At 62.1% G+C, this 17827-nt stretch carries 16 protein-coding genes; 3 read left to right on the forward strand and 13 right to left on the reverse strand.

Annotated elements, in window-relative coordinates:
• The first annotated feature begins 12 nt into the window (after positions 1-12).
• The 3 genes from zwf to pgl are packed head-to-tail and all read left to right on the forward strand — an operon-like array spanning position 13 to position 3315.
• On the forward strand, positions 13-1569 hold the full coding sequence (gene zwf, locus J2Y41_RS03525; protein WP_224090233.1) for a glucose-6-phosphate dehydrogenase: 1557 nt from the start codon (positions 13-15) through the stop codon (positions 1567-1569).
• Positions 1566-2507, forward strand: coding sequence for a glucose-6-phosphate dehydrogenase assembly protein OpcA (locus tag J2Y41_RS03530; RefSeq protein ID WP_224090231.1), 942 nt, complete (start codon positions 1566-1568; stop codon positions 2505-2507). The genes zwf and J2Y41_RS03530 overlap by 4 nt, the downstream gene beginning before the upstream one ends.
• Positions 2497-3315 carry a 6-phosphogluconolactonase gene (pgl, locus tag J2Y41_RS03535; protein ID WP_309926184.1) on the forward strand — a complete coding sequence of 273 codons (819 nt, stop codon included), beginning with the start codon at positions 2497-2499 and terminating at the stop codon, positions 3313-3315. The genes J2Y41_RS03530 and pgl overlap by 11 nt, the downstream gene beginning before the upstream one ends.
• Here pgl and J2Y41_RS03540 read toward each other — a convergent pair.
• The 13 genes from J2Y41_RS03540 to uvrA form a co-directional block, all read right to left on the reverse strand.
• Positions 3268-3663, reverse strand: a complete 396-nt coding sequence (locus J2Y41_RS03540; RefSeq protein ID WP_224090228.1) for an RNA polymerase-binding protein RbpA — start codon at positions 3661-3663, stop codon at positions 3268-3270. The two genes, pgl and J2Y41_RS03540, sit on opposite strands and share 48 nt — an antisense overlap.
• A 165-nt stretch (positions 3664-3828) precedes the next feature.
• A complete protein-coding gene (gene secG, locus J2Y41_RS03545; protein WP_216925786.1) occupies positions 3829-4086 on the reverse strand; it encodes a preprotein translocase subunit SecG in 258 nt (85 codons plus the stop codon).
• A gap of 36 nt (positions 4087-4122) precedes the next feature.
• Entirely contained in the window at positions 4123-4938 is an 816-nt protein-coding gene (gene tpiA, locus J2Y41_RS03550; protein WP_224164360.1) for a triose-phosphate isomerase, read from the reverse strand.
• A gap of 75 nt (positions 4939-5013) precedes the next feature.
• Complete coding sequence (locus J2Y41_RS03555; RefSeq protein ID WP_224164359.1) at positions 5014-6240, reverse strand: phosphoglycerate kinase; 1227 nt, start codon at positions 6238-6240, stop codon at positions 5014-5016.
• Between the two features lie 9 nt (positions 6241-6249).
• Positions 6250-7260: a type I glyceraldehyde-3-phosphate dehydrogenase gene (gap, locus tag J2Y41_RS03560; RefSeq protein WP_224090226.1), complete on the reverse strand. Its 1011-nt coding sequence runs from the start codon at positions 7258-7260 to the stop codon at positions 6250-6252.
• Positions 7261-7530: 270 nt separating this feature from the next.
• On the reverse strand, positions 7531-8154 hold the full coding sequence (locus tag J2Y41_RS03565; protein ID WP_216925790.1) for a superoxide dismutase: 624 nt from the start codon (positions 8152-8154) through the stop codon (positions 7531-7533).
• A 175-nt stretch (positions 8155-8329) separates the two neighbouring features.
• Positions 8330-9310: a DNA-binding protein WhiA gene (gene whiA, locus J2Y41_RS03570; protein ID WP_018777554.1), complete on the reverse strand. Its 981-nt coding sequence runs from the start codon at positions 9308-9310 to the stop codon at positions 8330-8332.
• Positions 9311-9323: 13 nt separating this feature from the next.
• Positions 9324-10340 (reverse strand): uridine diphosphate-N-acetylglucosamine-binding protein YvcK, encoded by a 1017-nt coding sequence (yvcK, locus tag J2Y41_RS03575; RefSeq protein ID WP_309926190.1) that lies wholly within the window; start codon positions 10338-10340, stop codon positions 9324-9326.
• Positions 10340-11263, reverse strand: a complete 924-nt coding sequence (gene rapZ / locus J2Y41_RS03580; protein ID WP_224164358.1) for an RNase adapter RapZ — start codon at positions 11261-11263, stop codon at positions 10340-10342. Before rapZ ends, yvcK begins: the two co-directional genes overlap by 1 nt.
• 87 nt (positions 11264-11350) lie before the next feature.
• Entirely contained in the window at positions 11351-13372 is a 2022-nt protein-coding gene (gene uvrC, locus J2Y41_RS03585) for an excinuclease ABC subunit UvrC (protein ID WP_309926192.1), read from the reverse strand.
• 43 nt (positions 13373-13415) lie between these two features.
• Positions 13416-14084, reverse strand: a complete 669-nt coding sequence (locus J2Y41_RS03590) for a lysophospholipid acyltransferase family protein (protein WP_309926194.1) — start codon at positions 14082-14084, stop codon at positions 13416-13418.
• A complete protein-coding gene (locus tag J2Y41_RS03595) occupies positions 14071-14787 on the reverse strand; it encodes an HAD hydrolase-like protein (protein WP_224090223.1) in 717 nt (238 codons plus the stop codon). The genes J2Y41_RS03590 and J2Y41_RS03595 overlap by 14 nt, the downstream gene beginning before the upstream one ends.
• 111 nt (positions 14788-14898) lie before the next feature.
• Positions 14899-17826 (reverse strand): excinuclease ABC subunit UvrA, encoded by a 2928-nt coding sequence (gene uvrA, locus J2Y41_RS03600; protein WP_309926198.1) that lies wholly within the window; start codon positions 17824-17826, stop codon positions 14899-14901.
• Position 17827: the final 1 nt, after the last annotated feature.

Raw genomic sequence — 17827 nt, forward strand, 5'->3', positions numbered from 1 at the left:
ACAAAACCAAACATGCCAGAAACTGAAAACGGCAGGAAGAACGCCGGCCTGCGGAATCCCTTGCGGGATCCGCGGGACCGGCGCCTGAACCGCATCGCCGGGCCGTCGTCGTTGGTGTTCTTCGGAGTCACCGGGGACCTCGCCCGTAAGAAACTCATGCCAGCGGTCTATGACCTCGCGAACCGCGGCCTGCTTCCGCCCAGCTTTGCCTTGGTTGGATTCGGACGCCGTGAGTGGGATAACGCCGACTTCGCCGCAGAGGTGAAGGAGAACGTCAAGGCCCATGCACGGACCAAGTTTGACGAAGCTGTCTGGGAACAGTTGGCTTCGGGCATCCGCTTCGTTCAGGGCGAATTCGACGACGACGACGCCTTTGAGCGCCTCGGCGACGTGTTGGAGGAACTGGATGAAACCCGCGGCACGCGTGGCAACCACGGCTTCTACCTCTCCATCCCGCCCAAGGCGTTCGAGCAGGTCTGTCGCCAGCTGTCCAAGCATGGCCTGGCCCAAGCGAAGCCCGGGCAATGGCGGCGTGTAGTTATCGAAAAGCCGTTCGGCCACGACCTCGAGTCTGCCCGTCAGCTGAACGACATCGTGGAGTCTGTGTTCCCGCAGGATGCGGTGTTCCGGATCGACCATTACCTCGGCAAGGAGACGGTCCAGAACATCCTGGCGCTGCGCTTCGCGAACCAGCTGTTCGAGCCCCTCTGGAACGCCAACTACGTTGACCACGTCCAGATCACCATGGCCGAGGACATCGGCACGGGTGGCCGCGCAGGCTATTACGACGGCGTGGGTGCTGCCCGCGACGTCATCCAGAACCACTTGCTGCAACTGCTGGCGCTTACGGCAATGGAGGAGCCCATTTCCTTCAACGCCGATGACCTGCGGGCCGAGAAGGAAAAGGTCCTGGCCGCCGTCAAGCTGCCGGATGACCTCTCCACCCACTCCGCCCGCGGACAGTTCACCGGCGGCTGGCAGGGTGGCGAGGAAGTCCTTGGCTACCTGGACGAGGACGGCATTCCTGCTGATTCCAAAACCGAAACGTACGCCGCGATCCGTGTGGATATCAACACGCGCCGCTGGGCCGGGGTGCCGTTCTATCTACGTGCCGGGAAGCGCCTGGGCCGCCGCGTGACCGAAATTGCGGTTGTCTTCAAGCGTGCGCCCAACCTGCTGTTCCGGGATCACAACGATGACGACTTCGGCCAGAACGCCGTGGTGATCCGTGTCCAGCCTGATGAGGGCGCCACGATCCGTTTCGGTTCCAAAGTCCCGGGCACGCAAATGGAGGTCCGCGACGTCACGATGGACTTCGGCTACGGCCACTCGTTTACCGAGTCCAGCCCCGAAGCCTACGAACGGCTCATCCTGGACGTACTCCTGGGCGAACCGCCGCTGTTCCCGCGCCATCAGGAAGTTGAGCTGTCCTGGAAGATCCTGGACCCGTTCGAAGAGTACTGGGCGGGCCTGGACGAACAACCGCAACCCTATGCACCGGGCAGCTGGGGGCCGGCTTCAGCCGATGAGCTCCTGGCCCGCGACGGACGAACCTGGAGAAGGCCATGATCGTAGATCTTCCCGACACAACCACCTCCAAGATCTCCAAAAAGATCATGTCCCTGCGGGAACAGGGCGGCGTGATCGCCCTGGGCCGGGTCCTGACCCTGGTGGTCGTCACGAAGTCCGGACAGGAAGAAGACGCCATCGAGGCAGCCAACGAGGCCAGCCGCGAACACCCCTGCCGCATCATCGTGCTTGCCGATGCCGGGGCAGAAGCACCGGACCGCCTCGACGCGCAGATCCGCGTTGGCGGCGACGCCGGTGCTTCCGAAGTCATCGTTCTCCGGGGATTCGGCCACATGGCCCACGAAAGCGAGTCCCTGGTATCAGGCCTCCTGCTTCCGGACGCACCGATTGTGGCGTGGTGGCCCCACGGCGCACCGGAAAGTGCCTGCGAGACGTCCATCGGTCGTATTGCACACCGTCGCATCACGGACTCCGCGAATGAGCCCGACCCCGCCCAGGCGCTGGAGAACATTCGGCGGACTTACAAGGCAGGCGACACCGATCTCGCATGGACCCGCCTGACGAACTGGCGCATGCAGCTTGCTGCCGTGTTCGACCAAGTGGACGGCGATCCTGTCTCGGCCGTTGCGGTGGAAGGTGCTTCGGACTCTCCGAGTACCCTGCTACTGGCAGCCTGGTTGAGCCTTGCCCTGCAGGCGCCCGTAACGATCGTTGCCGATCCGGCCGGTACGGGAATCCGCCGCGTCCGCATGACGCGTGCCAGCGGTGACGTTCAGCTTTTCCGCCCGGGATTGTCCGTGGCAGAGCTAACGCAGCCGGGTCAGCCCGCGCAGCGCATCACCCTCCCCCGACGCAGCCTGAAGGATTGCCTCGCCGAAGAACTCCGCCGGCTGGACCCCGACGAAGTCTTCGGTGAAGTGATTACGATGGGACTGCCATTAACCAGTCAGAGGAGAGTCCAGACCAGTGCACGCTGAGCCCAGAGTAAGCATCCACCCCGATTCCAAGGTGCTCATGGCGGCCATTGCGGCCCGCCTTATCACCAAGCTTGTGGATGTCCAGGACAAGCACGGTGAGGCCACGGTGGTCCTGACAGGAGGAACTGTCGGGATCGGCACCCTGAAAGCGGTGGCGGACTCGGCCGCGGCACCAGCTGTCGACTGGTCAAAGGTGAACTTCTGGTGGGGTGATGAGCGCTTTGTCGCAGCAGACAGCGATGACCGCAACACCCGCCAGGCACATCAGGCCCTGCTCGCTCACCTGCCGGTTGACCCTGCCCGGGTCCACGAGCCCGGTTCCTCGGACGAGTTCGTTTCAGCTGACGACGCTGCGGCTGACTATGCCGACAGGCTGAAGGCAGCAGCTGAGGCAGAGCACGCAGCTGACATGTCCGATACCCGCCCGGAGGAGCCCGGTGTCCTTCCTCGGTTCGACGTACTCCTGCTCGGTGTAGGTCCGGACGCCCATGTCGCGTCCCTCTTCCCGGAACAGGCTGCCATCAGGGAGAAGAACCGGACAGTGGTGGGCGTTGAAAACTCACCCAAGCCGCCGCCGTCGCGCATTTCCCTGACCTTGCCCGCCATCAACACGGCGCAGGAAATCTGGATGGTCGTAGCGGGTGAAGACAAGGCCGGTGCTGTGGGCCTTGCCTTGGCAGGTGCCAATCCTGTTCAGGTCCCCGCAGCGGGCCCCGTGGGGCGCTCCAGGACCCTGTGGCTCATTGACGAGAACGCTGCGTCACGTGTCCCCCAGCAGTTGGTCCGGAAGGACCCCGCGGGCTCGTAACCGCTCCAACGCTCCAGCCAGGACGATTTCGGCGTCCTGGCTGGAGCGTCGTTCTTTAACGTAATCCAGGTGGGACTTGAACAGGTCGTCGTCCGGCCGGGCTTCCGTAACCTGGCCCGGGTCTCTGGATGCCACAAGGCCGCATTTGGGGCAGTCCCAAGTCTTAGGTATTTGTTCGTCCGGCAGCTTAAGAAAAACAAGCCGCGTCTCGTGTCCCTTGGCGCACCAATATGGGACACGAATACGCGGCAGTTGTTCTCCATCGCCGTGGTCGCTTTGATGTCGAGGGGCAGATCCCAGTGCCACACCAACACGGGTGCCCCGGTAACCAGGCGTGCCATGAACCATTTTCGAACCCCTAGCGACTCGGTGGTTGGCCGTCACGGCCCGTAGGCCTTACGGCCAACAGGGCCAGTCTAATGCGAGGGGTACGACGGCGGCACTGGTGTTTGGTGCCGAATGATCCGGAAGTGACGGGAAGGCTCCCTTGCAGGAGCCTTCCCACACGAACTTTTAAGAATCGCCACCCGAAGTGAAGCGCATGATCAGGCCAAGGCCGATGATGACGACTCCCCAGGTAACGCCAAGAATGATGGTGAAGCGGTTCAGGTTCCGCTCAGCGACACCGGAGGAGCTCAATCCGGAGCTCATGCCCCCACCGAACATGTCGGACAAACCGCCTCCACGTCCCTTGTGGAGAAGAATGAGCAGCGTCAGCAGAAGGCTGGTTACGCCCAGCAGGATCTGCAGAATGACATGAAGAACGTCCACGACGGCCTTTCGAAGAAGCGGAAATCGGGAGCCGGACTAGTCCGTGACGAGGTGGCTCTCGAACCTGACAATGTTAGCAAACTCAGCTGGGTCCAAACTGGCGCCACCCACAAGCAGGCCGTCAACATCGTTTTCCGCCATGATGGCGGCAGCGTTGTTGGCCTTGACGGAGCCTCCGTACAGAAGGCGCGTCTTCTCAGCTACGCCCTCGTCGAAGAGCTTGGCAAGTTCGGCGCGGATAGCTGCACACATTTCCTGTGCGTCGTCCGGACCTGCAACTTCACCTGTTCCGATAGCCCACACAGGCTCATAGGCGACCACAAGCTCAGCGGCCTGTTCCGGAGTGAGGCCTTCGACACCGGCGCGCAGCTGCGCCAGCGTGTGCTCCACGTGCGTTCCGGCCTGACGGATTTCGAGGCCTTCACCGACACAAAGGACCGGTGTGACACCGTGGCGGAACGCGGCTTTGACCTTTGCGTTCAGGACGTCGTCGGACTCGTTGTGGATGGTCCGGCGTTCACTGTGCCCTACCAGTACGTAGGTGCAGCCCAGCTTGCTGAGGAACTGTCCGGAGATGTCACCGGTATAGGCTCCGGAGTCGAACTGGGACAGATCCTGTCCGCCGTAAACAACGTCAAGTTCGTCGCCCTGCACAAGCGTCTGCACGCCGCGGAGATCAGTGAACGGAGGGAAGACGGCAACCTCTACACGGTTGTAATCATGCTTGGCGTCAGAGAGGGTCCAGGCGAGCTTCTGTAGCAAGGTGATGCCCTGGACATGGTCCATGTTCATCTTCCAGTTGCCTGCGATGAAGGGCTTTCGGACAAAGTTGCCGTTGGCAGAGGTAGTCACATGAACTCCAAGAATGCGTTGATAAATGGAAACAGCCGGCAGGACGCGTGGGCGTCCTGCCGGCCGGATTGCTGTTTAGCGGTCCAGGACGCTGAGGCCTGGAAGTTCCTTGCCTTCAAGGTATTCCAGGCTTGCCCCGCCACCGGTAGAGATGTGGCCAAACTGGGAATCCTCGAAGCCGAGGGTCCTTACTGCTGCGGCGGAGTCGCCGCCACCGACCACTGTGAAGGCCACAGTGTCGGTGAGTGCCTGCGCGATAGCCCGCGTGCCGCTGGAGAATGCTTCGAATTCGAAGACGCCCATGGGGCCGTTCCAGAAGACGGTCTTGGCTCCTTCAATCTGCGCTGCAAATGCAGACGCGGATTCGGGCCCAATGTCCAGCCCGATGCCGGTGGCCCCAAAGGAGCTTTCCTCAATGGCATCCGCCCGGACGACTTCATGCTCGGCATCCGCCGCGAAACGGCTTGCAACCACAACGTCCGTGGGAATCACGAACGAAGTACCGGCATCAGCCGCGCGCTTGAGGTAGTCCTGGACCACCGGAATCTGGTCTTCTTCCAGGAGGCTGCCGGCAACCTTGTGGCCTTCGGCGGCCAGGAAGGTGAACAGCATGCCGCCACCAACCAGGATGGTATCTGCCTTGCCAAGAAGGTTGTCGATGACTGCCAGCTTGTCCGAGACTTTGGAACCGCCCAGGACAACGACGTAAGGCCTCTGGGTGTCCGCGGTGAGCTTCCGGAGAACTTCCACCTCGGTGTGCACGAGGTCGCCGAGGTAAGACGGCAGCCGCGTTGCGACGTCGTAAACGCTGGCGTGCTTGCGGTGGACTGCGCCGAAGGCGTCATCCACGAACGCGCCGTTGTCGCCCGTCAGGGCAACCAGCTCGTCAGCGAATGCGCCGCGCTCGGCGTCGTCCTTGCTGGTCTCGCGGGCGTCAAAGCGGACGTTTTCCAAGATGAGTACTTCGCCGTCCTGCAGTGCGGCTGCCAACTCCTTGGCGGAGTCACCCACTGTGTCGGCAGCCAATTGGACGTTGAAGTCCGCAAGTTCCGCGAGGCGGGCTGCTGCGGGCTTCAAAGAGTACTTTTCCTCAGGGGCCCCTTTGGGGCGGCCGAGGTGGGCGGTTACGAGCACACGGGCACCGGCGTCCGAGAGCTTCTTAAGGACCGGGAGGGAGGCCTTGATGCGGCCGTCGTCGGTCACTGTAGAGCCGTCGAGCGGCACATTAAGGTCACTTCTGACCAGAATGTACCGCCCGCGGACACCTTCAGCGATGAGTTCGTTGAGGGTGTGAGATGTCATGTGTCTACCCTAGCCCAGCTTGGATGCGACGAGCTCCGTGAGGTCGACGAGGCGGTTGGAGTAGCCCCACTCGTTGTCATACCAGGAAACAACCTTGACCTGGTTGCCGATGACCTTGGTCAGGCCGGAGTCGAAGATCGAGGAAGCGGGGTCGCCGACGATGTCCGAGGAGACGATAGGGGCATCCGTGTAGCTCAGGATCCCGGCGAACTGATCGGACTCAGCAGCGGCCTTGACCGCGGCATTAACTTCCTGAACCGTAACTTCGCGGGAAACAGTGACCGTGAGGTCCGTGGCGGAACCGGTGGGGACCGGGACGCGGATCGCATAGCCATCCAGCTTGCCCTTGAGCTCCGGCAGGACCAGGCCGATGGCCTTTGCGGCACCGGTGGAGGTAGGAACCATGTTGATGGCGGCAGCGCGCGCACGGCGGAGGTCTCCGTGGGGGCCGTCCTGCAGGTTCTGGTCGGCCGTGTAGGCGTGGACCGTGGTCATCAGGCCACGCTCGATGCCGAAGGCGTCGTTGACTACCTTGGCCAGCGGCCCAAGGCAGTTGGTGGTGCAGGATGCGTTGGAAATGATGTGGTGTGCCGCAGGATCGTAGAGCTCGTGGTTCACGCCCATGACGATGGTGATGTCTTCATCGCTGGCAGGTGCCGAGATGAGCACCTTCTTGGCGCCGGCGTCGATGTGCTTCTGCGCAGCTGCTGCCTTGGTGAAGAACCCGGTGGATTCGATGACGATGTCAACACCGAGCTCGCCCCAGGGAAGGTTCGCGGGATCGCGTTCAGCAAGAACCGTGATGGACTCGCCATTAACAACGAGGTTGCCCTCTTTGACTTCCACGGACTGGGTCAGACGGCCACCGACGGAGTCGTACTTCAGGAGGTGGGCGAGGGTCTCGGGGCTGGTGAGGTCGTTGACTGCGACGATCTCAAGGTCTGCGCCCTGGGCCAGTGCTGCGCGGAAGTAGTTACGGCCGATGCGGCCGAAGCCGTTGATACCAATACGGGTGGTCACTATGTGTCAATCTCCTTGGTGCTCTTGCAAGCACGCCTAGTGAGTCGGATCAATATTTCCAACTAACAGACCCCGCACGTCATTGGGCAGAGGTGATTATCAGATCGGAGGGCGACCAGCCACGTTGCTGAAGGCTAACCGCCTTCCGTGACCCATCTTACGTTTAACTAAGCCTGCCCCCGCAACTGCGGGGGCAGGCTTTCCAGTATTTGGTCCCATTTCACCGTTAATGTGACTTTTGTTACATCAGCGTGAACCGGGCCTCACCAGCTACAGAACGATGAGGCCCGTAGCGTTGGCGCGGGCTGCTTCGAAGCGCTTGGCGACGTCTGCCCAGTTCGCGATGTTCCAGAATGCCTTGACGTAGTCAGCCTTGACGTTGACGTAGTCCAGGTAGAACGCGTGCTCCCACATGTCCAGCATGAGCAGCGGGGTGGTGCCAACGGCGACGTTGCCCTGCTGATCGTAGAGCTGCTCGATGACGAGGTTGCCACCGATGGGCTCGTAGGCCAGGAAGGCCCAACCGGAACCCTGCAGGCCCAGTGCGGCAGCGGTGAACTGGGCACGGAAAGCGTCAAACGAACCGAAAGCGTCCTCGATGGCTGCTGCGAGTTCGCCTTCAGGCTTGTCGCCGCCGTCCGGGGAGATGTTGTTCCAGAACACGGAGTGGTTGATGTGGCCGCCGGTGTGGAACGCGAGGTCCTTGGAGAGGCGGTTGATGTTGGCGAAGTCGCCCGATTCGCGGGCTTCAGCGAGCTGCTTGAGGGCGTTGTTGGCACCTGCAACGTAGGCGGCGTGGTGCTTGCTGTGGTGCAGCTCCATGATCTTCGCCGAAATGTGCGGCTCAAGAGCTGCGTAGTCGTAGCCGAGCTCGGGCAGAACGTACTCTGTCACGAAATCCTCCAATGTAATGGACCGAAGTCCGGTTTGGTAACTCTCGTTGTGTTCATCCGGCCGGCAGGCCAGCCGGAAATCTCTGGGGAAGAAGCCCGCTCCTGCCACCAACGGGAACAACCCGCCGCGCCCTCGCAGTATTTCCTCCACACGATCTCGATTCTATGGGCGGGAACTATTCGTCCATCATTTCCGGAGTCACATTTGCTTCCGTACCCGGAATTCCGAGATCAAGCGCGCGTTTGTCAGCCATCGCGAGCAAGCGACGGATCCGGCCTGCAATGGCGTCCTTGGTCATGGGCGGATCGGCAAGGCGGCCCAGTTCGTCCAGGCTGGCCTGCTTGTGGGCGACCCGGAGTTCGCCTGCGTACTTCAGGTGGTCCGGAACATCATCGCCCAGGATTTCAAGTGCCCGGTCAACCCTGGCGCCGGCCGCTACGGCGGCCTGCGCCGAGCGGCGCAGGTTGGCGTCATCAAAGTTGGCCAGCCTGTTGGCAGTAGCCCGGACTTCCTTGCGCATGCGCCGCTCCTCCCAGACCATCAGGGCGTCATGTGCGCCCATCCGGGTGAGGAGCGCGGCAATAGTGTCACCGTCGCGGATGACCACGCGGTCTACGCCGCGGACTTCCCGGGCCTTGGCCTGTATGCCCAGACGGCGAGCGGCACCCACCAGTGCCAGCGCGGACTCCGGTCCGGGGCAGGTTACTTCCAGGGACGACGAACGACCCGGTTCGGTGAGGGAGCCATGGGCAAGGAAAGCTCCGCGCCAGACGGCTTCCGCATCGGCCGCGGACCCATTGACAACTACGGAAGGCAGGCCGCGCACCGGGCGGCCGCGACCGTCCAGCAGACCTGTCTGGCGGGCAAGGGCTTCGCCGTCGCGGACAACCCTGACCACGTAGCGGCTCCCCCGGCGCAGGCCGCCACCTGAAACCACGATGATCTCGCTCTGGTGCCCGTACACCTCTGCAATCGCGGCACGCAGCCGCCGAGCGGTGGAAGCCAGGTCCACCTCAGCCTCGATAACGATTCGTCCCGAGATAATATGCAAGCCCCCTGCAAAGCGGAGCATCGCCGAAACCTCAGCTTTGCGGACTGAAGATTTCTTGATGTCCAGCCGGGACAGTTCGTCCTTGACCGACGCGGTAAGTGCCATCGCGTGTGTATTCCTAACTGTTCCCGAAAATATCGTGGTACGCCGCTGCCAGGAGCAGTGGATCATGGACAGGGCGGCGCCTCGAAGCCCCTACTCTACCCAACACGACCTCCGCACCGATCATCCCCGCTGCTTTCTCAAAGGCCTTCAGGTCCTGGATCGCAGAGGGATCGGCGAGTACGACGTCGACGCTGAACTCCGGCGCGTAGCGTCGAAGGACATCAAGGTGGTCGGCCGCCGTCATGCCGGACGTTTCCTTGGTTTCGACGTCAAGATTCATGGTGAGGCAGCGCTTGGCAGCAGTATCGCCCAAGGCCTGCCGAAGCTCGGGGAGCAGCAAATGGGGCAATACCGAGGTGTACCAGGACCCTGGTCCGAGGATGACCCAATCGGCGAGCTCGATCGCGGTGAGCGCCTCGGTGCAGGCCCGGGCGTCCTCGGGCAGCAGCCGCACTTCGTCCAGTTTTCCCGCAACGGCGCACTTTGCCTGGCCGCTGACGGTCTGCAGTTCATATCCACCGCCGGGCAGTTCCACCCGGGCTTGGCCCTCAATGGTCAGGGGAACACTGGACATGGGCAGCACCTGGCCCCGCGCGCCCAACAACGCCCCGGCCCATTTGAGGCCGGCCACGGTATCCCCCAGCAGCTCCCAGAGCGTGACAATGAGCAGGTTGCCCATGGCGTGGTGGTCCAGCGAACCGCCCTTGGCAGTGCCGGCAGCGAAGCGGTGCTGCATGACGTCCCGCCATGTCCGCCCCCAGTCGGTGTCGTCGCATAGCGCGCTCAGTGCCATCCGCAGGTCGCCGGGCGGGAGGACGCCGTACTCGTCCCTCAGACGCCCGGAGGAGCCGCCGTCGTCAGCTACCGTGACGATCGCCGTCAATTCCGACGTCAACAAACGAAGTGCGGAGAGCGACGCCGCCAGTCCGTGTCCGCCGCCGAGGGCCACGACGGAAGGACTTTTGTCTTGCTGGCTGCCCGGAACGCCCTTTGGCGGGATGAGGGGCAACGGACCTGTGAGGACTCCCATTACTCACGCCCCAGGTCGCGGTGGGTGGTTGTCACGGTAACGCGCGGATATTGCGCGAGGCGTTTGGAGAGCTCGACGGCGACTGCCACCGAACGGTGCTTGCCACCGGTGCATCCCACGGCCAGGGTGGCGTAGTGCTTGTTCTCCTGGCGGTAACCGTCCAGGACCGGCTCCAGGGCCTTGACGTAACGGTCGACAAAATCCTGCACCCCATCGGCAGAGAGCACGTAGTCGCTGACGTCCTCATCCAATCCTGTGTGGGGACGAAGTTGGGGCACCCAGTGCGGGTTGGGAATGAAACGGGCGTCGGCCACGAAGTTGGCGTCAACAGGCAAGCCGTACTTGAACCCGAAACTCATGACATTCAGCCGGAGCGTCACAGGTCCGGTATCGCTGAACAATTCAGTGATGGCTGTTGCAAGGCCGTGCACGTTGAACTCACTGGTGTCCAGGACAACGTCGGCATGCTCCCGCAGTTCGCGCAGGACTTCACGCTCTATGCCGATTCCGTCAAGGATCCGTCCCCCGCCCTGCAGCGGATGCGGCCGCCGGCCCTGTTCGAACCGCCGGACCAGGACTTCGTCGCTGGCATCGAGGAACAACACCCGGAACGTGATGCCGGTGGCGCTCAAGGCCCCCAGAGCGGTCTGGATGTCGGTAAAGAGGTCCTTGCTTCGGACATCCACCACTACGGCCAGCTTCGGGATGGATTTGGGCGCGTGCGAGACAATTTCCGCCAGGGTGCCAAGCATCTGGGGAGGAAGGTTGTCCACAACGTACCAGCCGTGGTCCTCCAAGGCGTCCGAAGCGGTACTGCGGCCCGCCCCCGACATGCCGGTAACCACCAGCAGTTCCGCCTCCGCCGGCTTGACGGGCGTTAGTCCGTCCTGCTCCGCGCCGGCTCCTGCCGTTGCCTCATCCATCAGTGGTCCCCGTTTCCTCGACAAGTGGTTGTTACGGCCTGACCGGTGGCATCGCAGTTGCGGCCACCGGTCAAGTTCTTACCCTAGCTAAGATTCGAGGATTTCGCCGGTGGTCATGTTCATGGCAGGAGCGGTTTCACCTGCGTCTTCGCTGGAACCCAGATGCTGCACGACTGCAGCTGCCAACGCCGGACCGATGCCCTTGGCGGAGGTGAGTTCCTCCACACTGGCCGCCCTGATCTTCTTGAGGGACCCAAAATGTGCCACCAAGGCCTTGCGTTTGGCTTCTCCCAGGCCCGGAACGCCGTCCAGGGCAGACACTGTCATGGCCTTGCCGCGCTTTTGCCGGTGGTACGTGATGGCAAAGCGGTGGGCTTCATCGCGGATGCGCTGGAGCAGGTACAGGCCCTGCGACGTCCGGGGAAGGATCACCGGGAAGTCGCTGTCGGGGAGCCAGACCTCTTCAAGGCGCTTTGCCAGGCCAACCACGTAGACGTCGTCGATGCCCAACCCGGCCAAGGCACGCGCTGCAGCGTTGACCTGCGGCTGCCCGCCGTCCACCACCACCAGGTTGGGCGGGTACGCGAACTTGGCTTTGGGGGCCGGCATGGTGGGGTCCGACGGCGGCGTTTCAGTTCCCGGGGCAGCCGCGGCGGTGCCCGCACGGGTTGGATTGATGATTTCACCGGAGACGGGCACCTGGGCGGCCTTGTCGGTGAGGTAGTGGCGGAAGCGGCGCGTTAAGACATCGTGCATGGCGGCGGTGTCGTCGGTTGCCGCCGCTCCCGTGATGGAGAACTTGCGGTAATCGGACTTCTTGGGCAGGCCGTCTTCCACCACCACCATGGACGCCACCACGTTGGTTCCTTGGACGTGCGAGATATCGAAGCATTCGATCCGAAGCAGCGGAACCGGAAGCTCAAGGGCCTCCTGTAGCTCCTGAAGGGCCAGCGAGCGAACGGTGATGTCCCCGGCGCGGCGCGTCTTGTGCAGCTTCAGCGCCTGCTCGGCGTTCTCGCGGACCGTTGACATGAGCGCAGCCTTGTCACCTCGCTGGGGCACGCGGATATCCACTTTTGCTCCGCGGAGTCCGCCCAGCCATTCACTCAGCTCGGCGTGGTTGCTCGGATTCTCCGGAACGAGTACTTCCCGGGGAATGCGGCCCTGGACCTCGCTGTCTTCCCCGTAAACCTGTTGCAGCAGGTGCTCGATGAGTTCCGGCGTCGTGGCGTCTTCGACTTTCTCCACCACCCAGCCACGCTGTCCACGGACCCGGCCGCCGCGGACGTGGAACACCTGCACGGACGCCTCGAGCTCGTCTTCATGCAGCGCGAAGACGTCGGCGTCCGTATCCTCGGCGAGGACTACGGCGTTGCGTTCGAAGACCTTGCGCAAAGCGATGATGTCGTCCCTGAGCCGTGCGGCGCGCTCATAGTCGAGTTCTGCGACGGCGGCCGCCATATCCTTTTCCAGCCGGTTGATGAAGCGTTTGGTTTCCCCGCCCATGAAGGCGCAGAAGTCCTCCGCAAGTTCACGGTGCTCCTCCGGCGTCACGCGGCCAACACAGGGTGCTGCGCATTTGTCGATGTAGCCAAGAAGGCAAGGGCGCCCACTGGCTTGTGCGCGCTTGAAAACGCCCGCGCTGCAGCTGCGGACCGGGAACACGCGAAGGAGGGTGTCCATGGTTTCCCGGATAGCGCCCGCGGTATAGGGGCCAAAATACCTGGTGCCCTTCTTGCGTTCGCCACGCATGACCTGCACCCTGGGGTACTTCTCCCCCATGGTGACGGCCAGGTAGGGATACGTCTTGTCGTCCCTGAAGACCACGTTGAAACGCGGCTTGAATTCCTTGATCCAGGTGTACTCCAGCTGTAGCGACTCCAGCTCGCTGCCCACCACCGTCCACTCCACGCTGCTCGCGGCATACACCATCGCATGCGTCTTGGGTAGCAGCCCGGAGGGATTCGCAAAGTAGGAATTCAGCCTGGAGCGGAGGTTCTTGGCTTTGCCCACGTAGATGACGCGACCGTGGGGGTCGCGGAAACGGTAGACGCCCGGCGTGGTGGGAATTTCACCCGTCTGGGGCCGGTAACTTGCTGGATTTGCCACGATTCCAGTCTAGTGAACAGGACCGACAGCCAACGCCAGCCGCTTAGTCCACCGACTTACTCTGGTTGTAGCTTGTGGAACGTTCCTGTCCGCTCAGCGCAGCGATGGCATCCATGATCTTGTCCGTAACCTGCCGGCGCGCAGGGAGGGAATGGTCCGGGCCCGTCTTGTCGAAGTAGAGCGGCTCGCCAACTTTCATAGTGAAGTGTTGGGGACGGACGGCATTCTTGTCCGCGGGCTGTAGTTTCTCCGTGCCTATAAGCCCCACGGGGATCACTGGGGCACCAGTGGTGAGCGCCAACCAACCCACGCCGGTCCGGCCGCGGTAAAGGATGCCGTCGCGGGAGCGGGTGCCCTCCGGGTAAATTCCAATGCCCTTGCCGGACTCCAGGATGTCCAGAAGGGTTTTCAGGGCCTGCACGCTGGCAGCCTGTTCACCGCGTTCCACCGGGATGGAACCGACGGCTTCGAAGAAGGACTTCATCACCGCGCCCTTAACGCCTTTGGTGGTGAAATACTCCGCCTTGGCGAAGAACGCTACTGGACGGGGCATGAGCGCCTGGACAATGACGCTGTCCAGGAAAGAGAGATGGTTTGGCGCCACGATGAACGGGCCTTCTGTTGGCACGTTCTCCAGTCCAATGACCGTGGGCCGGCACGTGGTGGAGATCAGTCCACGCGTTGTCCAGCGGATCGCATCAAAGACTGCCATCGTTTTGTACCTCGCTCAGGGCCGCCGCGCGGACAGCGTCAAGTTCTTCAATTTTGGTTCGCAACTCAAGGGTGCTGCCGACCACGGCGACCGCACCGGCTTCCTCCAGTTCGCCGTCCGAAGCGAAGCCCCAGCCAACACCAATGCAATCCAGGCCATTGGCCATTGCTCCGGCAACGTCCTGGTGCCGGTCCCCCACCATCACAGCAGGCTGGGAGTGGAGATCAGCCAAGGCCGCGCCAACAATCCCGATCTTTCCGGACGCGGAATTGGCTGCCAGCGATTCGTCGTCGGAAGCTCCCCTAATGGAGACAAAGAAATCCGCAATACCGTGATGCTCAAGGACAATCCGGGCAATACCTTGAGGCTTCTGGGTTGCAACGGCGACGGCCCGCCCCGTTTCGGCAAAGAATTCAAGGAGGTCGAAGATTCCCGGATACAACTTGCTCTGGCCAATACCGGTTTCCCTGTAATGCCGCCGGTAACGGGAAATGGTTTCATCGACCAATTCGGTCGGAACATTCGCCAAATGCAGAAGGGCATCGCTGAGCTTGGGGCCAACCATGGCATTCAGCACGGCCTGTTCCGGGACCGGGAGGTCCATTTCGCGCAGGGCCGCGGATATTCCTCCTGTGATACCGCCGGCTGGATCGACAAGGGTGCCGTCCAGATCGAAAATTACGGGCACCGTTGTTTGAGTCACCGGGTTAGTTTCTCACGAGTAGCGGCATGCCTGAAACTCGCATGCCGCTACCGGAATACTTCTGCCCCGCTGAGGATATTCTTTAGGCGTCCAGGAAGGCGATCCGGGCTGTTAGCGCAGAATTTCCGCAAGGAACGTTGCGGTGTGGCTGTCAGTGGACTTGGCTACCTGCTCAGGCGTGCCCGTTGCGACGATCTTGCCGCCACCTGAACCACCGTTCGGCCCGAGGTCCACAATCCAGTCCGCGGACTTGATGACGTCCAGGTTGTGCTCAATGGTGATCACGGTGTTGCCCTTGTCCACCAGTCCCTGAAGGACCATGAGCAGCTTCCGGATGTCCTCGAAGTGCAGGCCGGTAGTGGGTTCGTCCAGAACGTAGATGCTGCGTCCGTTGGACCGCTTCTGGAGTTCTGCAGCCAACTTCACGCGCTGCGCTTCGCCACCGGACAGGGTTGTGGCCGGCTGGCCCAGCCTGACATAGCCCAGTCCCACGTCCACCAAGGTGTTCAGATGCCGCGCGATAGGGGTGAAGGCGGCAAAGAATTCAGCGCCTTCCTCGATGGGCATGTTAAGGACATCGGCAATGGTCTTTCCCTTGTAATGCACTTCAAGGGTTTCCCGGTTGTAACGGGCGCCATGGCACACCTCACACGGAACGTAGACGTCAGGCAGGAAGTTCATTTCGATCTTCAATGTGCCATCTCCGGAGCACGCTTCGCAGCGGCCGCCCTTGACGTTGAACGAGAAGCGGCCGGGCTGGTAACCGCGGACCTTTGCTTCGGTGGTTTCGGCAAACAGTTTCCGGATGTTGTCGAACACGCCTGTGTACGTTGCCGGGTTGGAGCGCGGTGTGCGCCCGATGGGGCTTTGATCGACGTGGACCACCTTATCCAGGTGCTCCAATCCATTCACGCTGCGGTGCCGCCCGGCAACCTGCTTGGCGCCATTGAGCTTATTGGCGAGGACCTTGTAAAGGATCTCGTTCACCAGCGTGGACTTGCCCGAACCGCTGACACCCGTCACTGCCGTGAAGAGCCCCAGGGGGAACGTGGCATCCACATTGTCCAGGTTGTTTTCCCTGGCACCGATGACCTTTAGTTCACGTTTTTTGTCGTACTTGCGGCGCTTGGCCGGGACATCGATCTTGCGGCGGCCGGACAGGTAGTCGCCAGTGAGGGAGTCCTTGTTTTCCAAGAGCTCCTTGTAGGTACCTGAATGGACCACTTGCCCGCCGTGCTCCCCGGCGCCGGGTCCAATGTCAACCACCCAGTCCGCTTCATGGATGGTGTCCTCGTCATGCTCCACCACGATCAGTGTGTTGCCGAGATCCCGCAGGCGGGTCAGCGTCTCGATCAAGCGGCGGTTGTCGCGCTGGTGCAGACCGATGGAAGGCTCGTCAAGGACGTAGAGGACTCCCACCAGGCCGGAACCAATTTGCGTGGCCAGGCGGATACGTTGGGCTTCACCGCCGGACAAGGTCCCGGAAGGACGTTCCAGGTTCAAGTATTCAAGTCCCACGTCCAAAAGGAACGTCAACCGGGCCTGGATTTCCTTAAGGACCTGGTGGGCAATCTGTGCCTCGCGGTCGGTCAGGGTCAGGCTGCCCAGGAACGACGCACATTCACGCATGGGAAGGGCCGCGACTTCAGCGATCGACTTCCCATTGATCAACACCGACAACGAGGCAGGATTGAGCCGGGCACCGTTGCACTCGGGGCAGGGAATCTGGCGCATGTACTCTTCGTACCTGTCCCGTGCCCAATCCGAGTCAGTTTCGCCGTGTTTGCGGTGAACATATTGGATGGCGCCCTCAAAGCCGGTGCTGTACTTGCGTTCCCGGCCGAACCGGTTGCGATACTGGACCACAACCTTGTGGTCCTTGCCGTGCAGCACGGTGTTCCGGACATCCTTGGGGAGTTTTTCCCACGAAGTGTCCATGGAGAAGCCGAGCTCATGGGCCAGGCCCTCCAGGAGGCGGTTCCAGTACTCCGTGGTGGCGGTGCCCAGGGACCAGGGGGCGATGGCGCCTTGTGCCAGGGAAAGCTCCGGATTGGGAACAATCAGTTCCTCGTCCACTTCAAGCCTGGTTCCGATGCCACTGCACGCCGAGCAGGCGCCAAAGGGGTTGTTGAACGAGAAAGAGCGTGGTTCGATTTCATCGAGGGCCAGGGGGTGCTCGTTGGGGCATGCGAGGTTCTCGGAGAAAGCACGGATACGTGCGGGGTCCCCTGCGTCAAGGTCCACGAACTCAATCAGCACCCGGCCTTCTGCCAAGCCCAAGGCAGTTTCTATGGAATCTGTGAGCCGTTGGCTGATCTCTTCCTTAACCACCAAGCGGTCCACTACCACCTCGATGGTGTGCTTGAACTGTTTGCCAAGCTTGGGCGGCTCGCTGAGTTGTACCAGTTCGCCGTCCACCCGTGCGCGCGAATAGCCTTTGGCCGTGAGTTCCTTGAAGAGGTCCACGAACTCGCCCTTGCGCCCGCGAACCACAGGAGCGAGAACCTGGAATCGTGTGCCCTTTTCCAGTTCCAACAGCTGGTCAACGATCTGCTGCGGGGTTTGCCGGGCGATGGGCTCGCCACAAACCGGGCAGTGCGGACGGCCTACACGCGCCCAGAGCAGGCGCATGTAGTCGTAAATTTCGGTGATGGTGCCCACGGTGGAGCGAGGGTTCTTGCTGGTGGATTTCTGGTCGATCGACACCGCGGGCGACAGGCCCTCGATGAAGTCCACGTCCGGCTTATCCACCTGGCCGAGGAACTGGCGGGCGTAGGCGGACAACGATTCCACGTACCGACGCTGCCCCTCGGCAAAGATCGTATCGAATGCCAAGGAGGACTTGCCCGAGCCTGAAAGGCCCGTGAACACGATCATCGCATCCCTGGGGAGGTCCAGGTCTACATTGCGCAGGTTGTGTTCCCGCGCGCCCTTGACTACCAGCCGGGACAGGTCCGGCCGGGTGGGCTTGGTTTCGGGGACGACGGCTACACTCTTCAGGGCATCGATGGCTGCATCTTCAGCTAAGGCTTTGGGCACC

Origin of the sequence: Arthrobacter sp. 1088, from assembly GCF_031455315.1 — a bacterium.
Taxonomy (GTDB): domain Bacteria; phylum Actinomycetota; class Actinomycetes; order Actinomycetales; family Micrococcaceae; genus Arthrobacter.